We start from the raw sequence: 12,288 nt of genomic DNA on the forward strand, positions 1-12,288 counted from the left end.
GTTCGACACCGACCGGAATTTCAGCCAGCACCTTCTTATTCTCGATGTCGATGACGGTGACGAGATTGTCGTCCTCATTGGCGACATAAAGCGTCTTGCCGTCAGGCGAGAGCACGAAGAGTTCCGGGTCGGGCCCGGAGGGCAAGGTATCGACGATCTCCAGCGACGCCGTGTCGATCACCTCGATCGCATCGTCGTCGCTGGCGCAGAGATAAATGTGCTTGCCGTCATGCGAGATGGTGATGCCGCGCGGACGTTGCCCGACATTGACGGTCTTCACCACCTGCATCGTCGCGGTGTCGACGACGGACATCGTGTTGTCCTTCTCGTTGGAAACATAGGCCATGTAGGCCGACGCTGGACAGGCCATGAAGCCGGTCGCGAGAATGGCGAGTGCGCAAGCTCGTCTCTGCACTGAATTCCTCCCAATTGGTTCTACTTAAGCACGCATTTTGTTTCGGGTTCATCGACCCCGAGCGTATCGAGCTCCGACACCTGGTGCAAAAAACCTTCCTGCGGCGATGTCGAGACGACCGACCTGTTGTCGCCGAGGAAGATCGGCTGCCGCAACTGCTGGTTCCACTTGCGGAAAGTCAGTTTCTGCCCCTTGAACGCGGCGATCGAAAAATCGTCGGAGCGGATGAAGTCGGCCATCTTGCGCGGGTCGGCACCCTGCGTGCGGGTCGCCGCCTCGCCGAGGATGCGCACCGCGGTCCATGCCGCCATATCCTTCGACATCATGCGGCGGCCGTTTGCCTTGGCGAAGCGGTTCTGGATCTGGGTGCCCCCCCATTGCTCGCTGGCCGGATGCCAGGCCGACGGGGTGAGGCCGGCGGTGCCGGCGACCGGCCGCGGAGTCCAGGTGCGGAACGGAACATAGGTGCCGAACACCTCGCTTTCGTCGGCGACCAGCAACACATCGTGCTCCGGCAGATCCTGGGTGAAGACAGGCATCTGCCGCTGGATTTGGACGACGCCGGAATCGGTCCGCCGTGCCGTTCCGGTATCCTCGAACAGCTTTTCGCCGACGATCTCGCCGCCGAAGCGCGTCGCCGCCCGGCGCAGGGCCTCGGCAAAAAGCTGGTCGCGCTCGTGCGAGCCGTAGATCAGCACCCAGCGCCGCCATTGTTTCCAGATCAGATATTGCGCCAGCCCGTCGGCGAGCATGCTGCGCGTCGGGATGGTGTGGAAGATGTTGGCGCGGCATTCCTCCTCGCGAAGACTGTCGTCGGTGGCGCCGGCATTGAAGATCAGAACGCCGTTGTCGCGGGCAAGATCGGCGATCGACAGCAATTGTTTGACCGAGAGGTCTGCGATTACGTAGCGGTCGCCTTTGGCGATCATTTCCTGGAAGGCCGCAACGACATCCGCGTCCGGCTTTACCTCGATCACGTCGAGGCTGAATTTCTGGCCGAGGAAGCTGCCGGTCGTGTTGTTGTCGGCAATCGCGACATTGCCGCCGGCAACGCCTTCATCGCGGGGCGGGACGTCGAGCACCGACAAAGCGAGCTGCGGCGCATAGGCGCGTAAATAGCCTATCTTGATTTCGGTCAGCTTTTTTTCCGGCTTGGCCGTTGCGGCCGGTTGCTTGCCCGTCGCTTCCTGGGCCAGCGCGCCCGGAACGTTGACGGTCAGGGAAAAAAAGCACAAAAAGGCCACGAGAGTGCCCGGCACCGCGCTCGTCATCGATAAAATTACCCGTTCTTGCGCTAAAGTCCGATTGTTGCCGGACCGGCGCGAAGTCAAGGTGCCCGTGATGAGCTTAGCTGACCCGCAAATTTTATCAAACCCTGAAAGTGGACTTCTCGCGTCTGCTTTAGTGGCATGCCTGCTCGCTGGAAGCGCAACTGAGCGGATTTCGCTATCCGGACCCGAGAGCGCCCTGTCCCTCATGCCGCAGAAAGTCCTCCAATGACCAGAATGCTGGCCAGTGTCACCGGCGTCGACGAGGCGGAGATCGCGCTTTCGGGTGGCGTCGACATCGTCGACCTGAAGGATCCGAAGGCGGGGGCGCTGGGCGCGGTATCCACGCAAACCATCCGCCGGACGATTTCATTCATCGCCGGCCGGGCGCCGGTCAGCGCGGTGTGCGGCGACCTGCCGATGGAACCGGAGACGATCCGCGGCAAGGCCGAAGAGATCGCCGCGACCGGCGTCGATTACGTCAAGATAGGCTTTTTCCCGTCGGAAAATGTCTCAGCCTGCGCGGCGGCGCTCGAGCCGCTCGCCGCGCGAACGAAACTGATCGCCGTGCTTTTCGCCGACCTGGCGCCGGATTTCGAGCTTCTGCCGATGCTTGCCAAACATCGCTTCCATGGCGCCATGGTCGACACTGCGATCAAGGCAAACGGGCGGCTGCTCGACCATCTGCCGCCCGAGCGTATCCCGGGTTTCATCAATCGAGCCAAATCGCTCGGTCTGATTGTTGGCCTGAGCGGATCGCTGGAAACCCCTGATATCCCGCGCCTGCTGCCCTTCGCTCCCGATTTTCTCGGCTTTCGCGGGGCACTGTGCGGCAACTCCGGCCGCGTGGCTTCGATCAGTGCCGAGGCCGTTGCGCAGATCCGCGAGTTGGTCCCGGAAGAATCCCGGGCCGGCGGCCCGTCGAGCGTCGACTACCGCCTGCTGGCGGCGAGGGGCTATTCGCCGGGCACCGACCCGACACTGGGCACCGACAAGATCTTCGTGCGGGACTTTGTCCTGCCGGTTCAGATCGGCGCTTACAGCTTCGAGCACGGCCATACACAGAAGGTGCGTTTCGACGTGACCGCCGACGTGCTGCAAGTCACCGACCATCCCGAAGACATGCGCCATGTGTTCTCCTACGACATCATCATGGACGGCATTCGCACCATCGTCGCGCGGGGCCACGTCCAGCTTAGCGAGGCCTTGGCCGAGCAGGTGGCGACCTACATTCTGGAGAACCCGCGTGTCGTGCGCGTCACGGTAAGGGTGGAAAAACTCGAACTCGGCCCAGGCGGCGTCGGCGTCGAGATCGAACGCAAGCGCCAAACGGCAGGCCGCGGCGTCGCCTCCGGCCCTGCCGGCCGAAAAGGCCAAATCGCTGCCTCCCAGCCGCGACAAGAAAGGCCTGAGGCCATCAGGCGAGCCGCCGTCAAGCCGTCCGTCGTCAAGCTTGGCGGCAGCACGGTCCATGCGGCGGAAATGGAAAGCTGGATCGCGGCGCTGGCGGGTTCCAAGCTGCCTATCGTCATTGTGCCCGGCGGCGGCCTCTTCGCCGACCAGGTGCGTGAGACGCAGTTCCGGATGGATTTTTCCGATACCGCTGCCCACGCCATGGCGATCCTCGCCATGGAGCAGTTCGGCCAGGTCATACTCGATCGTGACGAAAGGCTGGCGCCGGCACGGTCGCTGGAAGAAATGATGCGAGCGTTGGATGAAGGGAGGGTACCGGTGTGGCTGCCGTCGTCATTGGCCCTGTCGGCGCCGGACATTCCAGCGTCCTGGGATATTACCTCCGATTCCCTTGCCGCCTGGCTTGCCGGCAAGCTCGGCGCGAATACGCTGCTGCTGATCAAGCAGACCGGCGCCTTCTTAGGCAGCGACACGATCGACGGCCTGGCAGTCAGAGGCATCGTCGATGCCGGCTTCGCCGCTATGCTGCCCGACGGTGTCGATTTCCATCTCGCCGGTCCGAAAGATGCAGCCGAAGCCGGGGCGCTGCTCGCGTCGGGCAATCTGCCCGGGATCCGGATCGCGGCTCCGATCCGGTCGGCAAGAAAAGCAGGGTAGGCGATGGCGACGCTGCATACGCCGCGCTGGGCATGGGTTTTGACCGGTTCCGGTCATTTTTTTACGGAGAGCTTCGCACTCATTCACCAGATAGAGCATTGCGATGTCTTTGTGTCGAAAGCCGCCAACGAAGTGCTGCGCATGTACAAGCTCAAGCCCGATTTCCCGGAGACGACGCGCGTCCTGCACGACAAGACGGCGAGCGCGATCCCGGTCGGCGAATTCTATCACGGTGTCTATCACACGGTGGTGGTGGCGCCGGCCAGTTCCAACACGGTTGCCAAATGCGTGCACGGCATTTCCGACACGCTTGCCACCAACGTCTTTGCCCAGGCCGGAAAATGCCGGGTGCCGGCCATCGTCTTTGCTTGCGACACCGCGCCGGAACTCGAAACCATGGCACCGCATGGGCTTGTCAAGGTCTATCCGCGCAGGATCGACCTGGAGAATACCAACCAGCTGAAGAGCTTCGAGCGGACCCAGGTGGTCGAGTCGCTCGCCGATCTCGAAGCTTCGGTCAGACGGCGCCACGCCGAACTCGCAAGCCATGGCTGAGCGGCTGGTCTTTCTTACCGGCCACCTGGCCAAGGTCCGGCTGGAAAGGCTGCTGGCCGGACTGGGCGAAACCGAATTTGCCTGGGAGATCATCGACATCGGCGTCAAGGTCGCGGCGCTGATGAGCGAAGACATCATCAAGCGGCGGCTCAGCCTGACAGGCGGCGGCGACCGCGTCATCCTGCCCGGCCGCTATCGCGGCGACCTCGAGCATCTGTCGAACCATTTCGGCGTGCCCTTTGTACGCGGGCCTGACGAGATCGCCGATCTGCCGACCTTTCTCGGCAGGGCAGGCGAGCCGTCTGACCTTTCGCGTCACGACATGCGCATCTTCGCCGAAATCGTCGACGCGCCAATGCTGTCGGTCGAGGCGCTGGTGGCGAGGGCACGGACGCTGGCTGCGGCCGGTGCCAACGTCATCGATCTCGGCTGCCTGCCGGAAACACCGTTTCCGTTACTGGAAGAGGCCGTGCTCGAGCTGAAGACACAGGGATTTCTGGTTAGTGTCGATTCGGCCAGCACGGACGAACTGTCGATCGGCGCACGCGCCGGTGCGGACTATCTTCTCAGCCTCGATGAGAACACGCTGCCGTTGGCCTTCGATTGCAAGGCCGTACCAGTGCTGATCCCGTCCACCCCCGGCGATTTGGATTCGCTCGGCCGGGCCATCGAAGCGGCGCAAAAGGCCGGCGTCGCCATCATCGCCGATCCCGTGCTCGACCCGATCCATTTCGGCTTTGCGGCCTCACTTGCGCGCTTCATTGAGGCGCGGCGGCGCTGGCCCGACATCGAACTGCTGATGGGCACCGGCAATCTCACCGAATTAACCGACGCCGATAGTTCCGGCGTTACCGCGGTTCTGGCCGGGCTCTGCTCGGAACTTCAGATCCGAAACGTGCTTGCCGTGCATGTCAGCCCGCACACGCTGCGAACGATCGAGGAGCACGACATTGCCCGCCGCATCCTGTTTGCCGCCAAGAGTGACGGTGCGCTGCCGCGGAGTTACCATCCAGGGCTGCTGCAGGTTCACGACCGCAAGCCGTTCACCGCCTCGATCGGGGATATCGAAGCACTTGCGGCGGAGGTGCGCGACACCAACTTCCGCATCATGACCGCCGAGGACGGCATCCATGTTTTCAACGGCAAGGGGCATGCGGTTGCCACGGATGCGTTTGAACTCTTTGCCGGGCTTGGCGTTGAAGCCGATGGAGCACACGCGTTCTATCTCGGCGCGGAGCTGATGAAGGCCGAGATCGCGTGGCGCCTCGGCAAGCGCTATGTGCAGGACGAGCCGCTCGCATGGGGCGTTGCCGCGCCGGCTCCCGAGACCGACCGCAGCCGTCTTGCGGAAGCGGGCCACACGCTCCGCGCGAAGAAAGAGCGCTAAACCATGCCGTTCATTCGCGAATCGATCATCACCACGGTCAACAAAGCCGGCGACGTCCACATCGCGCCGATCGGCATCATCGCCGAGAAGGACGGCTGGGTCATCGCGCCGTTCCGGCCGTCGATCACGCTCGACAATCTCGCCGAAGTGCCGTTCGCCATCGCCAATTATACCGATGACGTGCGTATTTTTGCCGGCTGCCTGACCGGGCGCAAGCATTGGCCAACCGTTGCGGTCGACGGGTTTCCGGCGCCGCGGCTTAAGGCGGCGCTCGCGCATTCGGTCCTGGAAGTCGAAAGTGTCGACGGCGATGCTATGCGACCTCGCCATTTCTGCCGCGTGGTGCAGGAGGAAACGCATGCGCCGTTCGCCGGCTTCAACCGCGCCAAGGCGGCGGTGCTGGAACTGGCGATCCTGGTCAGCCGGCTCGGCATGCTGCCGCGCGACAAGATCGAGGCGGAAATCGCCTACCTTTCGATTGCCATCGAAAAGACCGCCGGCGAGGGCGAAAAAGAAGCCTGGGACTGGCTGATGCAGCGTGTTGGCGATCACCTGTCGGTCAAGGAGTCCAGCGGTGATGAGGTACGCGGCTGAACCAGTATAGTGCCTACAATTGAGATCCCGCCATCAGCGCCACCGCTGATGCGGGCGCCACGCTGCTGGCTTCGCCGCGAACGGCGTCATCTGCGGGGATGATCTCGGCGAAATCGACGAAGCGGCGCTGCATGCGTTCGGCCAATCGCCTGATCTGCCAGCGGCCGGTTCCGGCGCCGACGATCGGCACTTCCCGGGCAAGAGACCCGGCAACCAGGGACGCTGCGTCGTGGATTTTGCGCAATTGCCGTTCGCTGAACCAGCGCGCGATTTCCTGCCATTCCGGCGATGTCAGCTCGGCGGCGTCGCGACCGATCATGCGCGCCAGCCGCGCGATCGAACCGTCGACGGTTTTTTCCTTGCCATCGGCGGAAGCGTGCCTGTCGTCCTTTTCGTCGAGCACCCCCAGGATCCGGTGTGCGTCGGCGATCGAGGCGAAATACTCGTTCATCAGCGGTGTCAGCCGGCCGCGGACGGGGGCCGACGAGGCCACACCGAACAGGAACGTCCTGGTGAAGCCGGTATAGACCAGTTCGCCGCTCAGCAGCCGTCCGGCATCGGTGTAGCCGTCATTGGCGACGGCGCCATTTTTGATGGCGATGATATCGGTGGTGGTGGAGCCCATGTCGACGAACAGGGCATCGCCGGCGAGTGTCGCCACCAACGACGCTGTCGCATGCCAGTTGGCGGACGCGACATCGGCGCTCAGCCGTGCTGCCTGCTCGGCCCCGACAAAGCCGGACGGACCGGCATAGATCAACTTTTCGCCTGGGACCCGCGCTGAAATCTCATCCAGAAGAGCCGCGACGCCGGCATCGCGGGACGGAAAGACGTCCGCCAGTTCGCCGGTCATGGTGAATGCGTTGAGGTCGGCGCCGGTATAGATCGGAGCCGTTTCCTCGAATGCCAAGGTCAGGGTATGGAGCCCTTGCCAGAGCGGCGTGGCGATCGTGACTGCCTCGACGATGCGGCCGTCTTGCGCTCGCGTCACCTTCAGATGGGCGCCGCCAATATCGAAGCCGGCAACGATGCTCTTTCTTTTTTCCACACTTCAAGCTTTCATCACAGTTGGTCAGGGGCAGTTGGTCAGCGAGAAAAGAGCGTTGCGTATCATTCCGGTTCTCGACCTGAAGGGCGGCGAAGTGGTCCGCGCCCAGCAAGGAAAACGCGATCGCTACAGGCCGATCGTTACGCCGCTCAGCCAAACTTCCGATGTCATCGCGGTCGCCGAAGGCCTGCGCGGGCTTTACCCCTTTCCGACCTTCTATATCGCCGATCTGGATGCCATCGAAGGCGGAACCCCAAACAGTGGGGCGCTTGCCCGGCTGAAGGCGATGGCGGAGCCGCCGGAGCTTTGGGTCGATGCCGGCTTCGCCGACGAGAAAACACTTTCGGCGGCACTTGCCGAACCCTTGCTTTACCCGGTCCTGGGCTCCGAATCGCAGCAGGACGACGCGCTGTCGCGGCGTTTTTGCGATCATCCGGACCTTATCCTGTCGCTGGATTTCTTCGACGACGGGTTTCGCGGTCCGGCATCATTTCTCGACGAGCCGGAGCGCTGGCCGCAAAGGGTGATCGTCATGACATTGACCAAGGTCGGCTCCGCCTCCGGTCCCGATTTCACGCGGCTCGTGGCGATCAAGGCGAAGGCTGGAAGCCGCTCCGTGATCGCGGCCGGCGGGGTACGCAACGAGGCTGACATTCGCGCGCTTTCGTCACTTGGTATCGCCGCGGCGCTGGTCGCGACCTCGCTGCATGACGGCACGCTCACGCCGGGGCACCTCGCAACGCTTGGCACCTGATATTCGCGTGGCCTCGACTTCGGCCTCGGAAACTGGGCCTTGTAGAGCGGCGGACTCTCAAGTCGATCGTCTCGCCGCTCTATTTCTTTGCTGGAGCATCGGTTTCCCAAAACCGGCCCCACCCTCGGTCAGGCCCGAGGGCAGGCTCTTTGTCTGGTGCTCTAAAGGCCCAGAAGCTTTTTCAGGCGACGCAACAGACCACCCGGCTCCGCGGAGGGTTTTACCTGTGCGGGGCTGTCTCTTGTCTAAGCCGCGAACGGATGCTTCACCTGGTCCCGCTTGGCCGTGGCTTCGGCGGCCGTCGGCGTCCCCGAGACCGCGCGCTGGATGGCTTCCTTTGTCGCTTCGTAATTGTACTTCTGGATCTTGGCGTCGTCCGCCGCGTCCCAATGGATGAAAACGCCGACGCAGATGAACAGATCGTCCGCCTCGTTGGCGGGAATGATGTCCTCGGCGACGGCATCCTGCACGGCCTTGGCGACCGCATGCTGGGCCGGGCCGAACATCTGCACCGCCTGCTTGGCGCCCTTGATCGTGACCTTGTTGAACATCACGGTGTTGGGCTTGCACTGAAGATTGGGCGCGATCACCGCCAAAAGGGAAGTAAAGCCGTCCTTGTTGTTGGTCAGCGCGTTGCAAAATGCTGTTTCGACTGCGCTCCCCCGTGGGCCGATAAGCAGGTCGACATGCGCCACTTCGTTGCCGTCTCCTACCAGCGATTCACCGACCATTACTTTCGAGATTTTTGCCATGCCAATTTCCTCCAAGACACAGTTATGGTGTCCAAAGACGCCGCAAACCGAGCGAGCGCTCGATGGACAGCTATCCTTGTTGGCAGCGCCCGGACATCCGGACCGGTTGGCTGGATAGCCGCGGAAGCCCAGCTTCCGCTCCTGAAAGTCAACCACCAACGTTGCGATTATGCAAGCTGAACGCCGAGGGTGTGGACTAAAAGAGTAGCCACGGTCAGGTCGGCCGAGGTGCCGGGGTTGACGCTGTCCGCCTTCAGCCGGCGGTCGAGCCCCATGAGCAGACGAATGCGTGACGTCTCGTCGTCATTGCCATGCAGCGCCGCCTCGACGGCAAGGGCTTCCTGCCGCGTCTGATCTGCGACGTCAGTTCCATGGTTGCGCACCACATGACTGTCGGGGAAGCTGGCGAGAAACGCCATATAGGCGAACACCGTCGGCCACATACCGCCTTCGCCGCGTGCCAACGCCGCTTCCAGAGCCGCAAGCCCGACACCGAACACGTCGCCGAAACCGGTAACATACTGGCGGGCGATCATGTCGCGGTCGGCCGCCTCCCGCATCGCCTCGAGCAGATGAACCTTCGGCTCCCGCCGCACATCGTTCGCGGCCTCTCCGAGCCCGCCCGGCGCGGCCGCGACGATCGCCTCGAACACCGCCCTGGTATCGTCCATGCTCATTTCGCGCAGCACCGCGTCGAGATTGTCGTGCAGTCGATTGTCGTGCAGCCAATTGTAGTGCAGTGGGGGGCCTGTCATTTCGGCGGCGCATAGCAGAGGCCCTGCCAGAAGAATGATACCGAGATTGGTATTGGTCGCGACTGCCAGACGTGTCGCGCGGACTGCTTCCAGCATGCGCTGTCCGACCGGCAGTCGCGGATCGGTCAGCGGCGCGGACGAGACCTCTGCGCTCGTCATGAACTGGGCGGCGGACATGCCGTGCCCGTCGGCGAATAGATGGACATTGCCCGGTTTCAGCGCCTCGATCTCCATCCGGCAGGCGTCCTTATAGGCAGCCCGGAGGCGTTCTCGCGAAAGCGCGATGCCGTCGGTCACGAATTCGCCGGCGCAGTGAGGCGGGAGGGTCGCGCTGCCGCCGCCTCGGTACGATCGGCCAGGAATTTCAGCAGGGCGTCGGCAATCGCATCGGCGATGTTCACCGCGACGACCGATTGGAGCCCGGACCAGGCGGGCATGCTGTTGACCTCCAGCACGAACAGCTTGCCGTCGGCCGCCGGTACGATGTCGACACCGGCGAAATCCGCGCCGATAGCGGCGGCGGCGGCTCTTGCCAGCGCCGCCAGTTCGGTTTCCGCATGCACCGAAACCTGCCCCGAGACCTGCTCGGGAACCGCCCCGCGATTGACGTTGGTGATCCAGTCGTCGCCACGGCGGCTCATCATCGCCAGGACTTCGCCGGCGCAAACGAAAACGCGAAAATCGCGGAAAGGCGGGCCGGGACGCGGCACATAGTGCTGGAGATAATAGACGCCGTTCACCTCGTCCTCGGCGGGGAGATCGGACAGTGTTTCGATCAGCCTGATGCCGCGGCCCTGCGCGCCGAAAAGCGGCTTCAGCACCAGCGGCGTGAACGGCAGTTCGCGTTCGGCGATCGTTTCGGCCATGGCACGTCCCTCGACCGCTGTTGTCGGCGGCGTCGGCAGGCCGGCATTCTTCAGGAGGAAGGTCGTCATCGACTTGTCGACGCAGCGTTCTATCGCCTGTGCGGAATTCCATACCGGAATGGAAAGCTTGCCGAATGCGTGTAGCACGCCAAGGCGCCGGGTGACCGCTTCGAACGATCCGGCGGCGATCGAACGGACCAGCACGGCGTCGGGCAGCGCGCCGTCGAAGCCGGGGATCGACAGTCCGGTCGGCCTGCCGGTATCGAACGCGATCGCCGCCAGCGGCACGGTTGCGACCACGGCGCCGCGCCAGTCCAGCCTTGCCGCCAGGCCCTTGGAGCGGGCGTCCGAGACGTCGCTGACGATCAGGATGCGGGGGATCATGTCACGCCTTGGATACCGGTATACCGAAAGCCGGAACGAGCGGCCCGGCAGGCGGATGACAGACTAATCCATTGCACCGCCATGGCCTAACCGAGGCTCCGTTCGAGCATCTGCAGATCACGCTCGCCGGCGCGAAACGTATCGCCGGTCTCGATCGCCGTGACGATGACTTCGGCCGGGCTGAACAGCAGCGGATCGATGGCATAGAAATCACCCTTGAACCGCTTGAAGATCTCGGCGAAGGGGTGGCCGTGGTCCCGCGAGGCGCGGCTCGGCAGTCGCTCCGCAAGCTCGCTGGCGTCTTTCGACGAGCCTTTGACGAAGAGCTGGACGCTGCCGCCATAGATGATGGCGTCGTTGGTTCTGCCCATGGCGGTCAGGAAATCCGGATGGGGGGCGGGGATAGGCGCCGTGCCGATGCCGTCGACAACGTTCTCCAGCGGAAATTTGAGATCGTTGGTCTTGTGCAAAGCAACCTCGAGCGCGCGCGCAACGATCTGCACGCCGCCCGCAAGGCTTTGTGTCGGCGCATAGAGGAAGGTGAGCTTTTCGGTTGGCAATCCGGTTGCCCTGCCGACCTTCTCAACGATCGCCTGGGGCGGCGGTTCGGCGGTCTCCAGGATAAGCACCGCGGATGACGCAGTGTCGCGATAGGAAAGTGCTTCGAACAGCGGTTCGACGCGGGCGAGCGCCCGCGCCGGTCCCGATCCCATGGCGAAATAGCCTTGGCTCGACAGGTTCCAGCCCGCATACTGGCTGCCCAGGCAGGCAAGCACCGGCTGCGAGGACCGCACTTCGATGGTGAACGGCCATTTCTGCGACCCACGGTCCATGCACACCGAAATGCTGCCGAGTCCGCCCATCGCGGCTTCCGCCATGCGCAGCCCGGCCTCGACGCCGCCGGCGGCCTTGGCGCCGGCATCGATCAGGCACTCGCCCAATGGCCCCCTGGAAACGCCGATGCGCAGGCGTTCGGCGTTGCCGATCATGCCGTCGATGATGCGCTGCGCATTGTCGTTCAGGAACGCCGAACCGTCTTTCATGTCCGGTCTCCTTCCCACTGGTGTTGCAATCGGCTGGCTTGTTCCTTGATGAGCCGCCTGGTCAAATCGGCGCTCGGACCGCGCGCGAAGATGGTGCAGACAGGATCGCCGGCGATCAGACGGGTGCCAGGCGACTGATGGTCGGCAGTCCATTCAGGCCAGGCAACCGATGGAAACTGGGCGATCGGCGTCGCGGCGTAGGTCACCATCGATGCCATCGAATCGACGAAGCGCGGCAGCCGGCAGGCCCTGCCTGTCGCGGCGCGCAGATGCGCTTCGATCAGAGGCGCGTCGGCATCGTCGAAAATGTCGAGCGTGGCGCCTGGCCTCGGATTGATCTCGATGAGCTTGTAGCCATCCGGTCCGCGAATGAGATCGGCGCTACACAATCCAACCA

At 63.4% G+C, this 12,288-nt stretch carries 12 protein-coding genes and 1 pseudogene; 5 read left to right on the forward strand and 8 right to left on the reverse strand.

The genetic code is table 11. The features are described 5' to 3' along the window. Both EOA86_RS06295 and EOA86_RS06300 read right to left on the reverse strand, forming a co-directional pair. Nucleotides 1-415 (reverse strand): beta-propeller fold lactonase family protein (locus EOA86_RS06295; RefSeq protein WP_164891586.1); only part of this gene is annotated, 415 nt, incomplete at its 3' end. 20 nt (nt 416-435) lie between these two features. Beyond that, nucleotides 436-1,686, reverse strand: coding sequence for an ABC transporter substrate-binding protein (locus EOA86_RS06300; protein ID WP_128341015.1), 1,251 nt, complete (start codon nt 1,684-1,686; stop codon nt 436-438). Nucleotides 1,687-1,911: 225 nt separating this feature from the next. Here EOA86_RS06300 and EOA86_RS40015 point away from each other — a divergent pair, with 225 nt between their 5' ends. The 4 genes from EOA86_RS40015 to EOA86_RS06320 are packed head-to-tail and all read left to right on the forward strand — an operon-like array spanning nt 1,912 to nt 6,289. Next, nucleotides 1,912-3,753: a (5-formylfuran-3-yl)methyl phosphate synthase gene (locus EOA86_RS40015; protein WP_128341016.1), complete on the forward strand. Its 1,842-nt coding sequence runs from the start codon at nt 1,912-1,914 to the stop codon at nt 3,751-3,753. Between the two features lie 3 nt (nt 3,754-3,756). Next, nucleotides 3,757-4,308 (forward strand): flavoprotein, encoded by a 552-nt coding sequence (locus EOA86_RS06310; protein ID WP_128341017.1) that lies wholly within the window; start codon nt 3,757-3,759, stop codon nt 4,306-4,308. Beyond that, on the forward strand, nt 4,301-5,695 hold the full coding sequence (locus tag EOA86_RS06315) for a DUF6513 domain-containing protein (RefSeq protein WP_128341018.1): 1,395 nt from the start codon (nt 4,301-4,303) through the stop codon (nt 5,693-5,695). Before EOA86_RS06310 ends, EOA86_RS06315 begins: the two co-directional genes overlap by 8 nt. A gap of 3 nt (nt 5,696-5,698) precedes the next feature. Continuing rightward, the gene (locus tag EOA86_RS06320; protein ID WP_128341019.1) at nt 5,699-6,289 is read left to right on the forward strand and encodes a DUF447 domain-containing protein; all 591 of its coding nucleotides are present in this window, start codon (nt 5,699-5,701) and stop codon (nt 6,287-6,289) included. 13 nt (nt 6,290-6,302) lie between these two features. Here EOA86_RS06320 and EOA86_RS06325 read toward each other — a convergent pair whose 3' ends face one another. Then, the gene (locus tag EOA86_RS06325) at nt 6,303-7,337 is read right to left on the reverse strand and encodes a hydantoinase/oxoprolinase family protein (protein ID WP_128341020.1); all 1,035 of its coding nucleotides are present in this window, start codon (nt 7,335-7,337) and stop codon (nt 6,303-6,305) included. Nucleotides 7,338-7,392: 55 nt separating this feature from the next. Between EOA86_RS06325 and EOA86_RS06330 the strand changes: the two genes are divergently transcribed. Next, on the forward strand, nt 7,393-8,091 hold the full coding sequence (locus EOA86_RS06330) for a HisA/HisF-related TIM barrel protein (protein WP_245497149.1): 699 nt from the start codon (nt 7,393-7,395) through the stop codon (nt 8,089-8,091). A gap of 245 nt (nt 8,092-8,336) precedes the next feature. On the opposite strand, the gene fae is transcribed toward EOA86_RS06330, so the two are convergent. The 5 genes and pseudogenes from fae to EOA86_RS06355 all read right to left on the reverse strand — a co-directional run. Then, on the reverse strand, nt 8,337-8,843 hold the full coding sequence (fae, locus tag EOA86_RS06335) for a formaldehyde-activating enzyme (RefSeq protein ID WP_029350398.1): 507 nt from the start codon (nt 8,841-8,843) through the stop codon (nt 8,337-8,339). Between the two features lie 167 nt (nt 8,844-9,010). Then, the gene (locus tag EOA86_RS06340) at nt 9,011-9,895 is read right to left on the reverse strand and encodes a triphosphoribosyl-dephospho-CoA synthase (protein WP_245497150.1); all 885 of its coding nucleotides are present in this window, start codon (nt 9,893-9,895) and stop codon (nt 9,011-9,013) included. Further along, nucleotides 9,892-10,848: a RimK family alpha-L-glutamate ligase gene (locus tag EOA86_RS06345; protein WP_128341022.1), complete on the reverse strand. Its 957-nt coding sequence runs from the start codon at nt 10,846-10,848 to the stop codon at nt 9,892-9,894. Before EOA86_RS06345 ends, EOA86_RS06340 begins: the two co-directional genes overlap by 4 nt. 86 nt (nt 10,849-10,934) lie before the next feature. Then, nucleotides 10,935-11,891 carry a methenyltetrahydromethanopterin cyclohydrolase gene (mch, locus tag EOA86_RS06350; RefSeq protein ID WP_128341023.1) on the reverse strand — a complete coding sequence of 319 codons (957 nt, stop codon included), beginning with the start codon at nt 11,889-11,891 and terminating at the stop codon, nt 10,935-10,937. Then, nucleotides 11,888-12,288, reverse strand: a pseudogene (locus tag EOA86_RS06355) (hypothetical protein); the annotation flags it as partial. The gene mch and the pseudogene EOA86_RS06355, both read right to left, overlap by 4 nt.

The organism is Mesorhizobium sp. M5C.F.Ca.IN.020.32.2.1, from assembly GCF_004023105.1.
GTDB lineage: Bacteria > Pseudomonadota > Alphaproteobacteria > Rhizobiales > Rhizobiaceae > Mesorhizobium > Mesorhizobium wenxiniae.

Bases quoted from the DNA above. Each gene is read 5' to 3' on its own strand.
- fae (WP_029350398.1), bottom strand. From the start codon at position 8,843: ATGGCAAAAATCTCGAAAGTAATGGTCGGTGAATCGCTGGTAGGAGAC.
- EOA86_RS06345 (WP_128341022.1), bottom strand. From the start codon at position 10,848: ATGATCCCCCGCATCCTGATCGTCAGCGACGTCTCGGACGCCCGCTCC.
- EOA86_RS06310 (WP_128341017.1), top strand. From the start codon at position 3,757: ATGGCGACGCTGCATACGCCGCGCTGGGCATGGGTTTTGACCGGTTCC.
- EOA86_RS06320 (WP_128341019.1), top strand. From the start codon at position 5,699: ATGCCGTTCATTCGCGAATCGATCATCACCACGGTCAACAAAGCCGGC.
- mch (WP_128341023.1), bottom strand. From the start codon at position 11,891: ATGAAAGACGGTTCGGCGTTCCTGAACGACAATGCGCAGCGCATCATC.
- EOA86_RS06300 (WP_128341015.1), bottom strand. From the start codon at position 1,686: ATGACGAGCGCGGTGCCGGGCACTCTCGTGGCCTTTTTGTGCTTTTTT.
- EOA86_RS06315 (WP_128341018.1), top strand. From the start codon at position 4,301: ATGGCTGAGCGGCTGGTCTTTCTTACCGGCCACCTGGCCAAGGTCCGG.
- EOA86_RS40015 (WP_128341016.1), top strand. From the start codon at position 1,912: ATGACCAGAATGCTGGCCAGTGTCACCGGCGTCGACGAGGCGGAGATC.